Origin of the sequence: Gracilibacillus halotolerans (genome assembly GCF_014206945.1) — a bacterium.
GTDB classification, from domain to species: domain Bacteria; phylum Bacillota; class Bacilli; order Bacillales; family Amphibacillaceae; genus Gracilibacillus; species Gracilibacillus halotolerans.
In genome coordinates, this window is the sequence record NZ_JACHON010000026.1 from 1 (window position 1) to 19,893 (window position 19,893).

At 37.6% G+C, this 19,893-nt stretch carries 12 protein-coding genes; 9 read left to right on the forward strand and 3 right to left on the reverse strand.

Annotation, left to right across the window (positions count from 1 at the left end; all coding sequences use genetic code 11):
* Positions 1-1,811: ABC transporter substrate-binding protein (locus GGQ92_RS14950; protein ID WP_343068850.1), on the forward strand; the 1,811-nt coding region annotated here is incomplete at its 5' end.
* Positions 1,812-2,165: 354 nt separating this feature from the next.
* Here GGQ92_RS14950 and GGQ92_RS14955 read toward each other — a convergent pair.
* From GGQ92_RS14955 to GGQ92_RS14965, 3 genes are all read right to left on the reverse strand, one after another.
* Positions 2,166-2,762, reverse strand: a complete 597-nt coding sequence (locus GGQ92_RS14955; protein WP_184250832.1) for a hypothetical protein — start codon at positions 2,760-2,762, stop codon at positions 2,166-2,168.
* A 311-nt stretch (positions 2,763-3,073) separates the two neighbouring features.
* Positions 3,074-6,625: a glycosyl hydrolase gene (locus GGQ92_RS14960; RefSeq protein ID WP_184250835.1), complete on the reverse strand. Its 3,552-nt coding sequence runs from the start codon at positions 6,623-6,625 to the stop codon at positions 3,074-3,076.
* 184 nt (positions 6,626-6,809) lie between these two features.
* A complete protein-coding gene (locus tag GGQ92_RS14965) occupies positions 6,810-9,038 on the reverse strand; it encodes an alpha-galactosidase (protein ID WP_184250838.1) in 2,229 nt (742 codons plus the stop codon).
* Positions 9,039-9,223: 185 nt separating this feature from the next.
* On the opposite strand from GGQ92_RS14965, the gene GGQ92_RS14970 reads away from it, so the two are divergent.
* The 8 genes from GGQ92_RS14970 (at position 9,224) to GGQ92_RS15005 (ending at position 19,876) form a co-directional block, all read left to right on the forward strand.
* Positions 9,224-10,399: an AGE family epimerase/isomerase gene (locus GGQ92_RS14970; RefSeq protein WP_184250841.1), complete on the forward strand. Its 1,176-nt coding sequence runs from the start codon at positions 9,224-9,226 to the stop codon at positions 10,397-10,399.
* Positions 10,396-11,571, forward strand: coding sequence for a glycoside hydrolase family 130 protein (locus GGQ92_RS14975; RefSeq protein WP_184250844.1), 1,176 nt, complete (start codon positions 10,396-10,398; stop codon positions 11,569-11,571). Before GGQ92_RS14970 ends, GGQ92_RS14975 begins: the two co-directional genes overlap by 4 nt.
* 276 nt (positions 11,572-11,847) lie before the next feature.
* The gene (locus tag GGQ92_RS14980) at positions 11,848-12,879 is read left to right on the forward strand and encodes a LacI family DNA-binding transcriptional regulator (protein ID WP_184250847.1); all 1,032 of its coding nucleotides are present in this window, start codon (positions 11,848-11,850) and stop codon (positions 12,877-12,879) included.
* Positions 12,880-13,240: 361 nt separating this feature from the next.
* Positions 13,241-14,596, forward strand: coding sequence for an ABC transporter substrate-binding protein (locus GGQ92_RS14985; RefSeq protein ID WP_184250850.1), 1,356 nt, complete (start codon positions 13,241-13,243; stop codon positions 14,594-14,596).
* 131 nt (positions 14,597-14,727) lie between these two features.
* Complete coding sequence (locus tag GGQ92_RS14990; protein WP_184250903.1) at positions 14,728-15,609, forward strand: ABC transporter permease subunit; 882 nt, start codon at positions 14,728-14,730, stop codon at positions 15,607-15,609.
* Between the two features lies 1 nt (position 15,610).
* Positions 15,611-16,441: a carbohydrate ABC transporter permease gene (locus GGQ92_RS14995; RefSeq protein ID WP_184250853.1), complete on the forward strand. Its 831-nt coding sequence runs from the start codon at positions 15,611-15,613 to the stop codon at positions 16,439-16,441.
* 12 nt (positions 16,442-16,453) lie between these two features.
* On the forward strand, positions 16,454-17,383 hold the full coding sequence (locus GGQ92_RS15000; protein WP_184250856.1) for a glycoside hydrolase family 113: 930 nt from the start codon (positions 16,454-16,456) through the stop codon (positions 17,381-17,383).
* A 33-nt stretch (positions 17,384-17,416) separates the two neighbouring features.
* Positions 17,417-19,876 carry a beta-mannosidase gene (locus GGQ92_RS15005; protein ID WP_184250858.1) on the forward strand — a complete coding sequence of 820 codons (2,460 nt, stop codon included), beginning with the start codon at positions 17,417-17,419 and terminating at the stop codon, positions 19,874-19,876.
* The last annotated feature ends 17 nt before the right edge of the window (positions 19,877-19,893 follow it).

Here is a 19,893-nt window from a genome sequence, read left to right on the forward strand (position 1 = left end):
TATCCATTATTCAAGGTGAATTAACTATTCGGTGTAAGTGGAATTTTAAGAAAAAACGAGTAAATGAAAGAAAAATTAATTATATTGAGGGAGGAAGTAAAATGGGGTTAATGAAAAAGTGTTGGAGTCTTCTCTTCGTATTTTTGGTCTTATTCTTCCTAGCCGCTTGTCAAAGTTCAGAGGAGACTACTAACAAAAACAATGAAAAAGAAGAGACAGAAACGCCTGAGGGAAGTACAGCTGAAGGGGAGTTAGAGCCGATTACATTCAGGTTATTTGATTCGGATACGAGTCCAGACTGGGTAGATAACATGGATACACCAGTTGGAAACAAAATAAAGGAGGATACCGGTGTTACGTTAAAACCAGAGTTTGATATTGAAGGTGGGGAAACAAAAATCCCCCTTATGGTAGCGTCTGGTGAATATCCTGATCTTATCGTATCAAAAGGAGCTGGACAGCTCGTTGATGCTGAGGCATTAATTGATCTAGCACCTTTAATAGAAGAACATGCACCTAATTTGAAGGAAATGCTCGGTGATGGTATCAACCGTTTGAAATGGAGTAAGGATGATCCTTCTATTTATGTTTTAACTACAGCGCCTGTCGATAACCAGCCAATGACACCTAGTTACGGTGCATGGATACAGCATGCCGTCATGAAAGAATTAGGCTATCCAGAAATTAATACATTAGATGATTTGAAGAATATCATTTTTGAGTATAAAGAGCTACATCCAGAAATTGATGGGCAGCCTACGATTGGACTAACGATGAATACAGATAGTTGGAGAATTCAATCCTCTTTCTTAAACTCTGGTTTTATGATGACAGGGGCAAGTGACGATGGAGAATATTACATTGCCCCAGAAAGTTATGAGGCAATGCTTCATTATCGTAGACCAGTTGAAAAAGAAGTATTTAAGTGGTGGAATGATATGAATGCAGAAGGATTACTAGATCCAGAAATGTTCGTGCAAAAGAATGATCAATTTGAAGCGAAATTAGCTTCTGGACGGGTACTTGCAACGATTGGACCGGATTATTTAATGAGCTCAGCTCAGGAAGCTTTACGTGAGGAAGGTAAACATGAGCGGATGTATGGAGTTTATCCTGTGACGTTAAACGAGGAATACGTAAGTCATGCATACCAAAGTAATGGCCTACAAGCTGGATGGGGAATAAGTATTTCAAAGGATTGTGAAGATCCAATAAGAGCAATTAAATTTCTGGATTACTTAGCTTCAGAAGAAACACAAATTATGCTGAACTGGGGAATTGAGGGCGAGCATTACGATATTGTGGATGGAGAAAGAGTGATCTCGGACGAAGAATGGGAGAAACGTAATAGCGATCAAGATTATTTAAAAAATTCTGGGATTGGTTATACTTTTCTGAGATATGCACCAAGATATGGTGATGGTGTGCTAGATTCAACTGGTCAACCATTCACAGTAAACACAAGAGAAATTGCCATGCAAAATCAAACAGATATAGAAAAAGAAGTTTTAGCTGCTTATGGTGTAGAGCTATGGAAAGACTTATACCCGCAAATCGATGACTTTCCTGTCAAGCCTTGGGGTGCAGCATATAATATTTCGATACCAGCTAATTCAGAGTTACAAGGACTGAATCAGCGAGCGCTCGACTTAACGAAACAGATGGTACCTAGAGCCGTTCTAGCAAGCCCTGATAAGTTTGATGATGAATGGGATAGCTTTATGGATGCATTAGAAAAGGCAAATGTTGAAAAAGCAGAAGAACTATATTCCGAGTTAATTCAGAATACCGTTGAACTATGGAGTAATTAATGAGAAAAGCGAAATGAAGCAAAAAATTGCCTTCATTTCGCTTTTTAGCATGACAGTCCATAGGCACTTCGTGACAGTAGATAGAGAGTACTGACAGTCCATAGACACTCCGTGACAGTAGATAGAGAGTACTGACAGTCCATAGACACTCCGTGACAGTAGATAGAGAGTACTGACAGTCCATAGGCACTCTGTGACAGTAGATAGAGAGTACTGACAGTCCATAGACACTCTGTGACAGTAGATAGAGAGTACTGACAGTCCATAGACACTCCACGACAGTAGAAACAACGTACGTACTCTTCTGATAGAAACTATCTCCGCCATTAGAAAAATATATACACAAAAAGTCTATCACTCTATGGATATCACAATTTGGAGGCTTGTTGAATCTTTTTCAAAAGGAGCTTTTGTTTCCGAGAATACCAATTCCAACCCTGAAATATCATCGGGTAAAGGAGGTGACACGATAAAGTGATAACTAATATGACCTTCAGTTCCTCCTCCGCCAGTTTGTCTGCAATCGTAATCCTCCCCTAAATATAAACTCCAAAAGCGATGATAAAGAGAATTTTCTTCTTCATCGGGATCCCAATCTATGTTGAAATTAACCACGCTCGCGTTACTATATTGTCGAATGAAAGTTACGGAATACAAACACTGGTCATTTTCTACGGATTTATGTACAGGGAGATACTTTTGAAAATGAATAGGTTCTACTTGTGGTCTAAAATCATCTTCATTTCTCAAAATGTCAAAAATACTTCTTAATTGGTCTTCATAAAGTTGATATTTCTCTGCCCACTTCGCTATATCTTCGAGTGGTGGAAAGCCAGGATTATTGTTTGATGCTTCTTTTCTTTGTTTTACCAAAGAACATAATTGTTCATCTACTTGATATAGTCGCTGATCATAGTGCTCCGTTGGTCTTTCAAAAGCCATTCTTTTCATTATATCCTCACCTCAGATTAAAGTTGCATGTTTTAAGATTAGCATATTATGAAGCAAAAGTTGTTCGCTTTTACTCTCATTTGGTATAAAGAAAACTTTGCTAGTACTTCGTTTCATTGCAGACGCTTTAGTTATACTTTTACATAAAAATAGTACAAAGGCAAAATACGTCACCGAACATCCTGTTAGCTATTATTCTCCCAAGTCGATTTTTATCCATGTAAAAGGTTTTATTCTTCCCTTACAATAAAATAGAACCAATCGAATTCAACTTAAATCGATTGGTTCCAGACACGTTTTTTTTACTCTATCTATCTTTCTAGCCTTTTTATTCTCATAAGGTACATACTACAAAGACCTATTAAAAACAATGCGCTACCAATTAACAAATAGTTCCACATTGATGTCGATGTATTAGGAAGTTTATTATTCGGCCCGTCTATAGCGGAGTCATTATCAGGTACATCCTTACTTTTGCTATCTGCATCATCTGAGTTATTAGAGGTACCTTTGTTACCTTTGTCAGTTTCTTTGCTAGCCATATTTAATTGATCCTCGAGAAACTCTAATTGTTTTATGATGTTCGCTTTCTCGATTCCTATCATTTCATATTCATTTCTAATGTTTTTAAGCTCTTCTTTTATTTTATTTATATCAAGATTGTCCTCATTTGTTAATTTATTTTCTAGATCAGCCAATCGGTTCTCTAATTGAGAGAGCTTTTCCTTGAGTTCCTTTTCCGGTTCCTGATTATTATCAGGGGAAGGATTGTCGGTTTCATCATCTTCCTCAACAGATTCTTCTTGGTCCTCTAGATTTAGGGTGATATCGTCAATGGTAATTAAGGCGGTTCCATCTCCGTCCACTGGGATAAATTCAAACCCAAATGCTTGAATATGCTCGACATTATTTACATTTTCAAGACTCCAGGTGAGAGTCTGAACATCTCCAGATTTTAATAGGAAATCTCCACTATCATACCAACTCCAGTCCTCTCCAGTTTTTACAAATAATTTGGCGATAACTGAACCGGCTGAAAGACGAAGCTTGGCACTGATTTCATCTTCATTGAATAATGTAGGAATCGAAGCAGTAGTTAACTCTATCTTGTCTTCAGGATTTAATTCAAACGAAAATTGTAGACTAGAACTATTAATTCCATCGTTTGTAATGATGGGCTCCGTAGCGTCACCTCCTACAATTGACCAATCATTGTGTCCGTCTTCAAAATCAAATAAAATAGGCTCTCTCTCTGTTTCTGGAGAATCATCGGCTCCTGGCACTTCAGGCAAGGATGCATCATGAACAGCCAATATATCGTCAAAATATAATGTACCTTCCCCTTGTTCTCCACCTGTATAAATAGAGAATTGAGTTACATTGGTTAACTTATCCTTATCAATAATCACATTGGGTTTATTTTCCCAAGGAGCTGGTTCAAACTCAGTAAAAGGAATTGTAACTATGCCATTAAAATCCTTATTTAATGGGCGATAAGCCTCAAAACTTACACCGCCTATTTGAATTTGAATCGTTAAATCATTTGGATATTCCTCATGCTTTAACCAAAATTGGATCGCATTCGTTTCAGACCAATCTCTATTTCCGAGAGAGGTTTGACGACCAGAATACCCCATTGATGCAATCGTAAAGTCGTAGGCTAAACCATATTCGCCGTTATTTTTTTGATCTGTAGTTAGGGACAATGTTACTTTATCCCCGTTACTAGAATATGCGTTACTTAATAACGTTTGATCACCTAAATAAGACTCGAAATTATCCACTAACAATGGATTAGCTGGCTCTTCTGCAAAGGTATTATCTAGCCGAATATTATCGATATAAATAGGATTAGAAAAGTCTAGCTGACTACCTACTATAGAAATAGCAATGGAACGAGCACCTTCAGGTGATGGCGCATGGATAGATGCTTCATATTTTTTATAAACTGCTCCGTTTATAACTACTTCTTCTAGCTCTTCGAGTGGTTGAATCGTTTCACTCATACCATATTTTGTATCCCAATCATCAGGATATTGTACCACCGCTTGGATTGTTCCATCTCCCGCGGAGGTAGGCAGTAGAACCTCTAAGGAAACCTGATTAGTTTGTTGAATTTCATCTGAAGTTAAATCAGTTAATTCTAACTTTAATTCTTGCCATGTTTCTTCTACAGGCATATCGCCCACCTGAAATCGAAGCTTACCATCCTCTTCTAAAAGCAAATGGTCAATATTAGAAGAGTCAGTTTCTGGATAGGTTCCATTGAATTGGACACCATCTATCTTCTCGTCAAAGGTGTAAATCTTAACTGGGAGATTAGATGCTTTTACAAATACTTTCACGCTTTCCTCGTACACACTCCCGTTACGATGCGTGACCTGGAATGTTAAATTAGTGGAAGAACCATTAAATTTGGCTGCTGGCCTCCAAGTTGCTTCGTAATAATTTGTTTCTGGATTATAGGTTAGTTCATGTGTTGTATCGGATCCTTCTACCGTATAAGTAACTTTTTCTGGTGTATCATGGTTAACGCGAACGCGTAGTGTTTCTTCATTTGAAATAATAAAAGAACCGGAAAGAGGAGACACCACATATGCGTTTGGTTGAGAATCAGCAACATCGACTGCGATGTGCTCATCTGTATAGATTTGATTTTGAATTTGGTTACGAAAAGCACTATAGTCATCGGCTTCAAAGGCTTGAAAATCAGGTAATAATTCATGGTCACCACCTAGGTCACCGTTGACATCTTTATAGGGAACAAAAACATTATCAGGCCATCCAAAATTAGCCCATGTTTGCATGTAGGCAATATTTCTAGCTTTCGGATGGTCCTTGATAGCTCCAAATACACGTGTAAACCAATCTAGGGTCACATCTGTTTCTGACATTCCTGATGCACTATAGCCAAACTCGGTAAGAGCAGGTATTTTTCCGCGTTCGTCTGCTAAATCAACGAGCATTGCTAAATCCGTTACTAATCCATTGATCCATTCATCTGACCCTGCGTTGTCTGGGCTGTCGTAGTTATCGATTCCTAGGATATCTACATATTCATCACCAGGATAGGTTTCTAAATAACGCTCCACATCTCCAGCTGGTCCAGCTCCAGGTGAAAATACATAGAGAAAGTTATGGACATCTTTTGTATCACGTAAGTATTCTACAGTAAAACGGAAAAGTGCTTTGTACTGCTCGGGTGTAGTTTGATGTGCTCCCCACCAAAACCAAGCACCTGTTTGTTCGTGGAATGGACGGAAAATAATTGGAATTGATTCGCCGTTTTCATCCTTCACTTTGTGTGCTAGCGTAGCGATATTGTCTAACCAAGCAGTGAAATCGTTATGGTGTTTACCACCTGGAAGAATATGTGTCACTGTCTCCCCGGAGGTGTCATAAAAATCTCCGCCTGTGGCAAAATTCATCGGGTGCATACTGAGGACGATCACTCCACCAAGTTCATGTGCCTTTTTCATGGATGCAGCTAAGTTATCAATACTTTGTGGTACATCTCCTTCTATACCCGGCTTTTCAAACCCATCGATACTTAACGTATCCCAGCCGAATATAGCAGGATAATCTCCAACTGCGTTAAGCACCTCCGACTGTTCGGATGCAACTCTTGGTGGGTCATTCGTTAATGTTAGCCCTTCATCTGTTGCATGTTGATGACCGAATAAGATATGTTGTCCACTGGTAGATTGTAAGTAAGAGAAAAGAGCTTTAGTATAATTGCTAGCCTGAGAATCGGCAAGATGTATGGTTGTGGCGGCATGAACAGATGGTGTGGAAGCCATAGGATGTGATAGGAATGAAATGAAGATGAGTGAAATACTGAGACAAGAGATAATTTTTTTCATATCAACGAACCCTCCTTTAGTTTTTAAGGATAGTATTTTCAAATGAATCAACAACTTATGAAAACGCTATCGCTAATTATTATAACTAAAATAAAGTAATTGTAAAGTAATTTATAATTAAAATTACTTTATCGTATAATTAAAAAAATATCCACCCGTTATGATGGGTGGATAAGAGTTATTGTTATTCTACTTCTTGAATAATGAACAAGCGAGATTGATAATCGCCCGGGTGCTCCCTTGACCAATATTCATCAGCTCTATCGATATAATTGTCGGCTAAAATAATACCGATATTCATCAGTTCATTCCCATAATATATTTTTTCGTCATTTACTTCGTATTTTTTATTCCTATCTAATCCTTTAAGTTTTAGTCGTTGATATGCTTCGTTTGGTTGGGCTAATACTTTGTAAAAGCCAACCAAAGCCTTGCGTTTATCTTTGCTAACGGTCATCCAGCTTGTTTCATTTTGGTCGAATGGACTTAGCAAACGATAGAAGTCACCTTCTCGTATTAGGGAGCGATACTCTTTAAAGAAATCGATTTGTTGTCTCACTTCTTTCTTTTCCTCATCTATTAATTTCGTCACATCTAGCTCGTAACCAAATGTACCAAAGTAAGCTACTGCTGCACGAGTTGATAGAGGAGGCGTTCGGCCAACTTGATGATTTGGGACCGCAGACACGTGACTACCGATTGAGCTTAATGGGTATACCATCGACATGCCGTATTGAATTTTTAAACGCTCGACCGCATCTGTATCGTCACTTGTCCATGTTTGCGGAGCGTAATACAACATGCCGGGATCGAATCTCGCACCACCACCAGCACAAGATTCGAATAAGATATGTGGATATTTTTCAATAAGGCGTTCGTATAGCTGATACACACCTAAAATATAACGATGAAATACTTCCCCCTGTTGTTCAGCAGGTAACGAAGAAGAATAAACCTCTGTCATATGCCGGTTCATATCCCACTTAATATAGGAGATATTTGATTTTGAGATGATGGTATTCATCTGTTGAAAAATATAATCAACCACTTCTTGCCTAGAAAAATCCAACACAAACTGATTTCTACCATGAGAAGTCGGTCTGTTTGGGGTAGATAATAACCAGTCTGGGTGTTTTTCGAAAAGTTTAGTATCTTTACAAACCATTTCAGGTTCAAACCAGAGGCCGAATTTTAGACCTAACTCTTCTACTTTATCTGCAACATAATCGACACCACGAGGTAGTTTTGCTTTATCTTCGTGCCAGTCACCGAGGGAACTAGTATCATCGTCTCTTTTACCGAACCAGCCATCATCCAACACAAATAATTCTATGCCTAACTCTTTAGCTGTTTTGGCGATTGTAAGTAATTTTTCTTCATTAAAGTCAAAATAAGTCGCTTCCCAATTGTTTAGTAGAATCGGACGAGTGCGATCTCTCCAGTAACCACGAACCAATCGTTCTCGATATAAATCGTGGTAAGTTTGGCTCAACTTGTTTAATCCTTGATCAGAATACACAAGCACGCACTCTGGTGTTTGAAAACTACTGTTAGGTGGAAGTTTCCATTTGAATTGAAAAGGATGAATTCCCATCGTGACTCGGCTGACGTTGTATGTATCTACTTCGACTTGTGCAAGGAAATTACCACTGTAAACAAGACTAAATCCATAGACTTCTCCTTGATGCTCGGTTGTATGAGGTCGTTTTAATGCAAGGAATGGGTTGAAAACATGACTACTTGCGCCACGACTACTATAAATGGATTGTATACCTTTAGATAAACGTTTCGTCTCAACATGCCCTTCTCTTGCCCATGCTCCTTGTAAATGCAACATTTCATAATCATCATCAGGGAAGTCAACAGACATACTCATAGCCTGATCTAAGAAATAATGATTGTTTCCTTCATTAGTGAACAATGCATTTCTAGTAATTACATTACGATTTTCGAAAATAGTGTAAGAGAGTGTGAGACGACATTGCAGCAATTCATCATAGAGATCAATCTCAAGTGTATTTGCTTCTTTATCCTGTTCTGTATAGGTAGCTGGTAACTCATGTAATGTTTTTTTGCCTGCGTATATTCGATATCCTACATACGTAAAATGACTAATATGACTGCCATTTTCTTGTAAAATTTGAAACGCAGGATGGCGGAAATCGGTTGTTCCATAGGATGGATATTCTTGTTTAATATGTTCCAAAGAAGAAGTGTGGTCCCCTTCGAACATATTACAAGATGGACGGATTTCGCGTTCAATCAAGTGGTGAAAGGATTCGCGGTGGTGAACTCTTTTCCCGTAATATAGATGCTCCAGTTGATTTATCTTTTCCATAACGCGGAAAATATAACTAACTTCCTCGTTAAATAAATGAAACTCTAATGTATCCTCATTTACGTAAATTGGCATAGTTACTTCCTCCTTATAAGTTAACGTTTACTTTATTTAATACTAGTAAATAAAGATAGACTTGTCAAAGTTATTTTAGTATAGGGAATGATGAAAAATAAAGTCGCTTCTCATTGACAAAAGGTTTACGATTAATTTATATTAATTTATAAGGTTATCGATAAACTAAATGAAGGGGTGACAAGATGCAATTGCTAGCAGAAGAGATAAAGGAACATTTAGAATTAAAAATCTTACCCTTTTGGATGAGATTGAAAGATGAAGAGAATGGAGGATTTTATGGTGAGATCGATTATGATTTATCGATTAACAAATTCGCGGATAAAGGAGGAATTGCGATTGCCCGATTTTTATGGACCTTTTCCTCTGCATACCGTGTGTTAAGAAAAGAAACTTACCTTAAAGTTGCCGATTCTCTATATGATTTTTTGAAGAAGCATTTATTAGATCAGGAATATGGTGGAATGTATTGGATGGTAGATTATCGAGGAAACCCGAAAGACCAGAGGAAACATATTTATGCGCAATCCTTTGCTTTATATGCACTTAGTGAGTATTATCGTGTAACTCAATCGGAAGAGGTTTTACAAATAGCGCTAGAAATATATGACTTAATCGAACGTAAAGGATATAACGAAGATAGTGATGGGTACTTTGAGGAATTTGATCGCCATTGGAATCTAGTTCCTAATGAAATGTTAAGTGAGCATGGTGTTATTGCTGATATGACAATGAACACGCATATCCATATATTAGAGGCGTATACCAATTTTTATAAAGCATATCCAAATGAGGAAATCCAGCTCCGTTTAGAAAATTTATTAGAAATCCATTACGAAAAAATTTATCAACCATCTACTAAGTTTTTGCATGTGTTTTTTGATGATGAGTGGAAATCCTTAGTGGATATGAAGTCGTTTGGTCACGATATTGAGGCGAGTTGGCTAATCGATAAAGCTTTGGATGCTATTTCTCTAAAACACCCAAAGTATGATGCGATGGTAATAGATATTGCATACAATATCGCGAATTGTGCAGTAGATGAAGATGGATCTGTTATTAATGAGGAACTTGCTGGCAGGATAGATAAAACAAAGGTTTGGTGGGTGCAAGCAGAGGCGATGGTAGGTTTTCTTAACGCGTATGAACGCACTGGCGATGCTAGATTCGTAGATAGTATAAAAGAACTTTGGAATTACATCCAAAACTATGTTGTAGATACTAGAGAGCATGGCGAATGGTTTTGGTCCGTGGATGATAAAGGTGTACCTATGAAAAGAGCGATTGGTGAGCCGTGGAAAACATCTTATCATAATGGTAGATTTTGCTTGGAATTTATTGAAAGGGTGTTGCAAAAATGATTCATGAAAAATATGAAGAACTACTAGGGAAACAGGAAGAATTAATCGGTAGAAAAAACGTCGTGGACTCTTCTTTTTATAACGGTATTTACGAACGTTACGAGAATCCTGTCTTAACGAGAGAGCATGTTCCAATTCATTGGCGCTTCGATTTAAATAAAGAAACGAATCCTTTTTTTCTCGAGCGTTTAGGTGTGAATGCTAGCTTTAATCCAGGGGCTATTTATTATGATGGGAAATATTATTTAGTTGTTCGGATGGAAGGTGTGGATCGAAAATCAATTTTTGCATTAGCAAAGAGTGACAATGGGATTGATCAATTTCGTTTTATCGATTATCCACTTGTCTGGGAAGATATCGACAAAGAGGAAACAAACATTTATGATATGCGATTGGTGAAGCATGAAGATGGTTGGATTTATGGAATTTATTGTTCTGAAAAGAAAGATCCTCAAGTAGAAGCTTTTGATACATCTAGTGCTGTTGCTCAAGCTGGTCTAGTTCGTACGAAAGACATGCAAACTTGGGAAAGGCTACCGAATCTTTCCACTCCTTCGCCTCAACAACGAAATGTCGTCCTGCATCCAGAGTTTGTAGATGGAAAATATGCGTTTTACACAAGACCTCAAGATGGTTTTATATCGACTGGCTCTGGCGGGGGGATTGCGTTTGGGTTAGTAGGTGATATCGAAAATCCTGTAATAACAGAAGAACGTGTCATTCATGGAAGGAAATATCACACAGTATATGAAGCGAAAAACGGCCAAGGACCGGCGCCGATTAAAACGGATAAAGGGTGGATACATATAGCACATGGTGTCCGCAACACTGCTGCTGGCCTAAGATATGTCTTATATACGTTTGCGACAAGCTTAGAGGAACCCGCTAAAGTAATAGCGCAACCAGGAGGGCATTTCCTTGCTCCTTATGGAGAAGAGAGAGTGGGGGATGTATCGAATGTAGTGTTTTGTAATGGAGTAATTGTGAATGACAGGAACGATGTGTTTATTTATTATGCATCTAGTGATACAAGAATACACGTTGTGACCACAACGATAGAGAGATTAGTTGATTATACTTTCGAAACACCAGAAGATGCATCACGTTCTTTGTTAAGTGCGAAGCAACGTAAAGAGCTAATTCAGAGAAATCAAAAGCTCTTGAATTTATAACATGTAATAGATTTAGTCTCGGGCTTTCCGTAAAGGTAGTCCGTTTTTTTATAAGATAAGGATGGATGGAATTGGTCTAGCTTCAGTAACTATCCCTTTCGATGTCTAGGGTAATGATGTACTTGGCGAGGGTAAACGGTGTGAAGATTGAAAAGTATTAGTTTTTTACACCTAGTTATTTAATATGCAAAGTAAAAGTTAAGTAAATTATTAAGTAAAACGCTTTTAATCGTGGTATGATAAAAATAGGACCAGATTAATTTGAGGTGAAAATTTATGAAATCGAATGTTACGATGAAGGATATTGCTCAAAAGTTGAATGTAAGTAGTGTGACCGTATCCAAAGCGCTAAATGATAAAGATGGTGTTAGTGAAGAATTAAAGGAAAAGATAAAACAGCTAGCCGATGAAATGGGATATCGATACAATACGCTAGCAAAATCGATGAAAGACGGAAGGTCATACAATGTATGTGTCATTATCCCGGAACGATTCACAGGTATGGCTCAATCCTTTTATTTAAAAGTATACCAATCCATCGCGCAGATATTAGAGGAAAAAAGTTATTACGGTATTATTCATATATTACCAAAAGAAGATGAGGAGCAATTAAAGTTACCGAGAATTTATCATGAACGTCGTGTTGACGGCTTTATTATGCTAGGTCAACCTAGCAAAGGTTATATCGACTTGATGCAAAGCGTCGAAATGCCACTCGTCTTTCTTGATTTTTATGATGAAAACAATCATGTAGATGCAGTCATAACAGATAATTTTTACGGTGCTTATGATATTACCAATTACTTAATACAACAGGGGCACCGTGACATTGCTTACGTAGGTAATCTTTTTTCGACAAGCAGTATACAAGATCGTTTTCTTGGTTACTATAAGTCGTTGTTGGAACACAAGATTCATTTGAGACAAGAATATATTATAAGTGATAGAGATGATGAAGGAGTCTTTATTGACTTTGAATTGCCTGAAAAATTACCGACAGCCTTTGTGTGTAATTGTGACCAAGTTGCACACCTTCTCATGGAGCGACTGCAAAGAGATGGTTATCGAATACCGGAAGACTTTTCAGTTGTGGGTTTTGATAATGATATCTATGCTAAACTAACGAAACCGGAGTTAACTACTGTAGAAGTAGATATAGATGAAATGGCGAAAACTGCCGTTAAGTTTATTTGTGAGAAGATGGAGAAATCAGAAGTAATGTTTGGTCGGGTTGCGGTAAAGGGAAAGATTATCTACCGTGACTCTGTTAGAGAATTAAATGATTCAAAAAGTCGAGATATTAGCTAATGTCTCGGCTTTTTTTAGGTAATCATAGAAAGTAACTGCAAGATTGTTAGGAGAAAGAAACATTAAAAAGGAACTAATTATAGGAAGAAGCCGAAACGATTCAATCTTAATCGTTCGGCTTTTTTTGTTTGTTTAAAGACTGTTGCGTACTAATTTTCATTATGTGCTAGTTGATAGAGACTCTTAACCACTTAATTTACAACGGTAAGTAATAACAAACCTTTAATTTTCAGGTTATAAAATAACCACCAGCTTCGTCATTTGTAAAAAAAAAAGTAGTTGACTAGAAAACGTTTTCAGTTTATTATTAGGTTAATGTTAACTTAACGTTAACTTAATAATAAAGGAGAGGGGTTCAGTTATGAATAGACAATTATCTAAATTGTTGGGTGTTTTGTTAGTGTTAGTCCTTGTTTTGGTTGGTTGTTCTAATGGAAGTTCATCAGAAACGGATAGTTCTGATGGGGAAGGAAACGGGAAACTTGCCTACGAGGCCTGGAAGGAAAAAGATCCTACTGATATTGAAGGCAACCTTACGGTGATTACACAAAGAACAGATATCGTTGATACAGTTTTTCAAGAGTACAAAGACCAATTTAATGAGAAATATCCAAATGTTAATGTTAGTTTTGAGGCTTTGACAGACTATGGTGGAGAAATAATGCCTCGTATGCAAACGGAAGATTATGGTGATGTACAATTCCTTCCGGTTGAACTTCCGATAGCAGATATACCGAATTTCTTTGAGCCTTTAGGGGAATTAGCTGAGATGGAAGAGTCTTACTATGGGGTTGAAGAACGAGCAGTGGATGGAACGGTTTATGGTATTCCGATTGCTATGACGTATACAGGAATTATCTATAATACAGCTGTGTTTGAAGAGGCTGGGGTTACAGAGCTTCCGAAGACACAAGAGGATTACATAGCTGGAATGAAAAAAGTGAAGGAAAATACGGATGCGACTCCATTGTATACAAATTATGCAGCGGGGTGGCCTTTAACTCAGTGGGAAGGTGCTGTTACGACAACTGCAGGAGATGTGGATTATTACAATGTAGATATGCTTGATGATGAGACGCCGTTTGATCCAGGTGATCCACATTATGACCACTACAAATTAATGTACGACTTAGCAGAGCAGGGATTGATTGAAGAGGATCCGTTAACTACGGATTGGGAAGCATCCAAGGTGAGAATGAACAATGGTGAGATAGCAACGATGGTGCTTGGTTCGTGGGCACTTCAGCAAATTCAAGATGCAGGGGAAAATGGAGAAAATATCGCGATTATGCCATACCCGACAAATGCAGATGAAACAATCTTCTCATTAGGTGCAGATTTAAATATATCTATTAACAAACATAGCAAAAACAAAGAAGCCGCATTTGCATGGGTAGACTGGTTTATTCATGAATCTGGTTACGCAGAAGTTGAAGGAGGAGGCATTAGTGCTTATAAAGAGGTAGAACTACCCGCTGAGTTACAAGAAGCACAAGAAAGTGGTGCAACATTCTCAACATTGACTCCATCACCTGACGAAAAACAAGGATTATTAGACGAGATTGATAAGGAGTCTGAGGTTGGATTATGGCTAGAGCCTGAGAAGCAAAAATTAATTGAAGCAGCGATTGGCAATAGAGATCTTTCCTATGATGACATCATGAATGACTGGAATGAAAGATGGAAGAATGCATACGAAAAAGAAACGAGTGAATAACCATCATGGCGAAGAACGCTATTCATCGATTATGGAATAGTGTTTCTTTGCCACTCATTCCACGATAAATTACACTTTTGCATCTTTACTCAAGAACATTCTAGCAGGGGAATTAGCCAGGAGGTGCTCAAATATTTATGTTCTCAAACTTAAGCTATAAAACCCAACGGAAAATTATTATTACTTCATTCTTAATTGTTCCTTTAGCACTACTAGCTACTTTTTCATTTCTTCCGGTAGCTAATATGTTTTGGTATAGCTTCACCGATTGGAACGGCTATAGTGAAAAAGAATTTATTGGTTTTGAAAATTACAAAACGGTATTCGTTGAACCAGATTATTTCCGCGTGTTTGCTGTAAGTCTATATTATTTCTTTGCAACCTTTATTCAAATGGGTTTAGCGTTGTACTTTGCTACTATCCTAAGCTTTAAAGTTAGGATGAAAAATTTCTTTAAAGGAGTATTGTTTTTCCCGTATTTATTAAACGGAGTAGCGATCGGCTTTATGTTTTTATTATTTTTTATGCCTAACGGTGGATTGGATACTGTAATGGACTGGCTAGGTCTTGGTAATTTTACAACACACTGGCTAGGTAATCCTGATGTAATCAATATATCGTTAGCAGGAACGTCAGTATGGCGTTATATGGGTTTTAATTTCATTATCTTTTTAGGCGCAATTTCTTCGATACCAGGAGAAATTTATGAAGCGGCGGAAATTGATGGTGCGAACCGTTGGCACCAATTCAGATATATTATATTGCCTAGTATTCGCATTATTATTTCGTTGAATTTAATTTTAGCAATTAGCGGTGCTCTGAGCGCGTTTGAAATTCCGTATATTATGACAGGTGGTGCAAACGGAAGTGCTACTTTTGTCATTCAAACGGTAGACACTGCCTTTAAGTATGGAAAGATAGGATTAGCGTCCGCTATGGCCGTTATACTTCTCTTTATCGTGATTATTGTCACTGCTATTCAGCGGAAATACTTTGGGGAGGGAGGAGACTAGTATGAAAATCAAATATACACTTGGATCTATATTCAAATATGCCTCTCTAATTCTTGGTGCCTTTGCGGCAATTATCCCAATTATGATTGTTTTTTTTGCATCCTTTAAAACAGGTGGAGAATATACAACAACAGGACCGCTAACTCCTCCGATGGATTGGTTGAATTTCGAAAACTACAAACGAGCATTTGTGGAAGGAAATATGCTTACTGGTTTCAAAAATACGATTATCATATTGACTATTTCTATTGTTGGAACGACCATAATAGGGTCAATGGTTGCGTATGTTCTTAATCGGTTTAAATTTAAAGGTAGCAAGCTGATAATTGGAGCTTTTTTGCTTGCTACATTAATTCCGGGAGTTACTACACAGGTTGCTACATTCCAAATAGTTAACTCGCTTGGTTTATTTAATACTATTTGGGCAGCAGTAGTACTTTACTTGGGAACAGATATTATTGCGATATACATTTTTCTTCAATTCATGAATTCTATCTCTGATTCACTAGATGAGTCGGCGATGCTGGATGGGGCCTCTTACTTTACTATATATCGAAAAATAATCTTGCCTCTATTAAAACCAGCTATCGTTACAGTAATTATTGTGAAGGGGATTAACGTGTATAACGATTTTTATACCCCGTTTCTATATATGCCGAAAACCGAATTACACGTTATATCGACCGCTCTATTTAAGTTTAAGGGACCATATGGATCTGAATGGGAAGTTATTAGTGCGGGGATTATGTTGGCCATCATACCAACACTTATTGCTTTTCTAGCATTACAAAAATATATTTACAACGGTTTAACATCAGGATCAGTTAAATAAAGGAGATTAGTAATGGAATACATTAAAGGTTTTACTTTCGGGTGGGGAGCAAAACAAGGAGACTTCAATAAATCCGAAGCGAAAGAATCATTACGTTTAATGAAAGAAAGAACAGCGAGCAATTATGTCATTTTTGCGTTAGCAGCAAAGCAGGAAACCGCGTTTTCAACAGATGTAATTTATGAGGGAGAACATATTGTATCGGATGATGAATTGCGGGAAATGATTGATTATGCTCGAGAAATAGATTTAAAGATCATGCTCAAGCCAACGGTTAATCCGTCTGATGGGACTTGGCGAGCACATATCAATTTCTTTGATTTAGATGTGCCATGTGAACCTAAGTGGAAGGATTGGTTTGCCAGTTATACTGCCTATCAAATGCATTATGCAAAAATAGCAGAAGAAAAACAGGTAGAAATGTTTATTGCTGGTTGTGAAATGGTGCAAACGGAAAGACGTGAACGAGAATGGCGTCAACTTATTAATGATCTACGAACCGTATACAATGGCTTAATTACTTATAATACTGATAAATATCAGGAAGCTAATGTAAAATGGTGGGATGCAGTTGACGTTATTTCCTCTAGTGGCTATTACCCATTAGGAGACTGGGATAACCAATTAGACCGAATTGAAACGATTATTAAACCGTATAACAAGCCATTCTTTTTTGCGGAAGCGGGCTGTCCTAGTCGAGCAGGTTCTTCTCAAATACCGAATGCATGGACGTTAGAAGGAGCGGTTGATTTAGAGGAGCAGAAGCGCTTTTATGAGGATATGCTGGAGAGGACTAGCAAAAGAAATTGGGTAAAAGGTTTTGGATTATGGGATTGGAAGGCTGTTCTTTATCCTGAGGAAGAGGCTCATTTAGATAAAGATTACGCGGTTTTTGGTAAACCTGCTGAAGAAACCATTCGAGCCTTTTATGAAAAGAAATAATGGAACATAAAATCACATAATGTGAGGTTGATTATGAGAAAAATAATAAACTTAAATGAAAATTGGGAATTACAATCATCTATAGAAGCAGAATGCTTACCTATCACATTACCGGCTTCCGTTATGAATACTTATTTAGCAGAGGGGAAGATTGATGACCCTTATTATCGAGACAACGAAGACGAGGCATTAGTGATCGCGGAGAATGATTACATTTTTCGGAAGACATTTAATGTAGAGGGAGATATCCTTTCAGACGAATATATTTGGCTTGTGTTTCATGGAATTGATACGGTTGCAGATATTTCGTTGAATGGAAAAGTGCTTTTATCTACAGAGAATATGCACCGCAAGTATAAAGTGGATGTCAAGGACGTATTGAAAAAAACGGCTAATCAATTAGAAATAAAGCTATACTCTCCATTAAAGTATATACAAGGAAAACAGGAGGAAAACCCACTTCCAGGAGTGTCGCATGCAGTAGATGGCTATCAACATTTGCGTAAATCACATAGTATGTTTGGTTGGGATTGGGGCCCGAAGATACCTGATTTAGGGATATGGAAAGATGTAGAGTTAGTTGCTTGGAGTAGTAATCGAATAGAAGATATAGCTATTTCACAGCAACATGAAACAGACAGAGTATATTTAGATATTAAACTTGAGGCACAACAATCGAATCATACGTTAACTTGGGATATAGCTATTACAGACCCTAATGGAGAGGAATTGAACGCTTCGATAGATACCTCAGATAAGAGGGTGGTGCTACCAGTTACGATTGGAAATCCGAAAATCTGGTGGCCGGTTGGATACGGAGAGCAACCATTATATGACGTAACAATTCGTTTGTCAGATGGTGATACGATATATGATGAAAGAAAAATGAAAATTGGCTTGCGAACGATTCAAGTGAGACATGAAAAAGACGAATGGGGAAAATCATTTGAATTTATCGTGAACGGTGTAGCACTGTTTATGAAAGGTGCCAATTATATTCCCGAGGATAATTTGTTACCGAGAACATCGAAACAGCGAACAGAACGGCTTATTCAAGACTGTTTACGGGCTAATTTTAATATGATTCGCGTTTGGGGTGGTGGTCACTATCCACATGATGATTTCTATGAGTTGTGCGATGAAAGTGGTATTCTCGTTTGGCAAGATTTCATGTTTGCGTGTAGTGTCTACCCATTTACCGATTCATTTGTAGAAAATGTGAAACAAGAAGCGATTGATCAAATAAAAAGATTAAGACATCATGCCTCTTTAGCGATTTGGTGTGGGAATAATGAAGTAGAAGAAGCGATGGAATTCTGGGGATGGCCGAAACGAGCAGACTGGCGACGTGATTATATTAAGTTATTTGAAATCATTCTACCAGACTTAGTGCAACGATATGATCCAGAAACTTTTTATTGGTCGTCTTCTCCGTCTTCGGGTGGAGGTTTCGATAATCCGCGAAACCCAGATGTAGGGGATATGCATTATTGGGAAGTATGGCATGGACAAAAGCCATTTACTGAATACCGTAATTATTATTTCCGTTTCTGTTCAGAATTCGGTTTTCAATCTTTCCCTGCATTAAAAACAATCGAGAGCTTTACATTACCAGAAGACCGAAATATCTTTTCACGTATTATGGAAAAACATCAAAAGAATGATGATGCAAACGGGAAAATTTTATACTATCTTTCACAAAATTTCCTCTATCCAAAAGATTTAGACGCATTAATTTACACTTCTCAGTTGTTACAGGCGGAAGCGATGAAATATGGGGTGGAACACTGGCGTAGAAATCGAGGTAGGTGTATGGGTGCGCTATACTGGCAATTAAACGACTGTTGGCCTGTAGCCTCCTGGTCTAGTATCGACTATTTTGGTCGTTGGAAAGCTCTGCATTATTTTGCGAAGAAATTTTACAACCCAATCCTTTTGTCCATCGAAGAATCTGACACGTCTGCAAAAGTCTTCGTGACAAATGATACATTTGACGATGTAGATGGCAGAGTTGTATGGAAGTTAAGAAATAATAAGTCAGAAATTATCGAGTCAGGAACGATTGATATAATGGTTGATTCGTTAACCGCAAGAGAAATAGCTGCATTAGATTTTTCTGAACATCTAGATGGGAAGTTGATTCACGAAACATATCTAGAAGCGGAATTATATATAAATGACCGTTCCTACAGTAATTCTACTGTTATGTTTACAAAGCCAAAGCATTTCATGTTTCTTAACCCAGAATTAACCGCTGCTGTAAAAGAAACGGATACTCAGTTTCAAATAAATATAACATCAGCGGCGTTTGCTAAGTATGTCGAGGTCTCGTTATCACTAGATGCTGTGCTATCTGATAATTACTTTGATTTATCAGCTGGGGATACGAAGATTATAACAATTGATAAAAAGGAATTACCACCTGAGATGACCATGAAAGACCTAGAAAAACTTATCCAATTACGCAGTATATACAATATTGCACAGATATGAAAAAAGAAGAGATTCTT

Bases quoted from the DNA above. Each gene is read 5' to 3' on its own strand.
- GGQ92_RS14955 (WP_184250832.1), bottom strand. From the start codon at position 2,762: ATGAAAAGAATGGCTTTTGAAAGACCAACGGAGCACTATGATCAGCGA.
- GGQ92_RS14960 (WP_184250835.1), bottom strand. From the start codon at position 6,625: ATGAAAAAAATTATCTCTTGTCTCAGTATTTCACTCATCTTCATTTCA.
- GGQ92_RS14965 (WP_184250838.1), bottom strand. From the start codon at position 9,038: ATGCCAATTTACGTAAATGAGGATACATTAGAGTTTCATTTATTTAAC.
- GGQ92_RS14970 (WP_184250841.1), top strand. From the start codon at position 9,224: ATGCAATTGCTAGCAGAAGAGATAAAGGAACATTTAGAATTAAAAATC.
- GGQ92_RS14975 (WP_184250844.1), top strand. From the start codon at position 10,396: ATGATTCATGAAAAATATGAAGAACTACTAGGGAAACAGGAAGAATTA.
- GGQ92_RS14980 (WP_184250847.1), top strand. From the start codon at position 11,848: ATGAAATCGAATGTTACGATGAAGGATATTGCTCAAAAGTTGAATGTA.
- GGQ92_RS14985 (WP_184250850.1), top strand. From the start codon at position 13,241: ATGAATAGACAATTATCTAAATTGTTGGGTGTTTTGTTAGTGTTAGTC.
- GGQ92_RS14995 (WP_184250853.1), top strand. From the start codon at position 15,611: ATGAAAATCAAATATACACTTGGATCTATATTCAAATATGCCTCTCTA.
- GGQ92_RS15000 (WP_184250856.1), top strand. From the start codon at position 16,454: ATGGAATACATTAAAGGTTTTACTTTCGGGTGGGGAGCAAAACAAGGA.
- GGQ92_RS15005 (WP_184250858.1), top strand. From the start codon at position 17,417: ATGAGAAAAATAATAAACTTAAATGAAAATTGGGAATTACAATCATCT.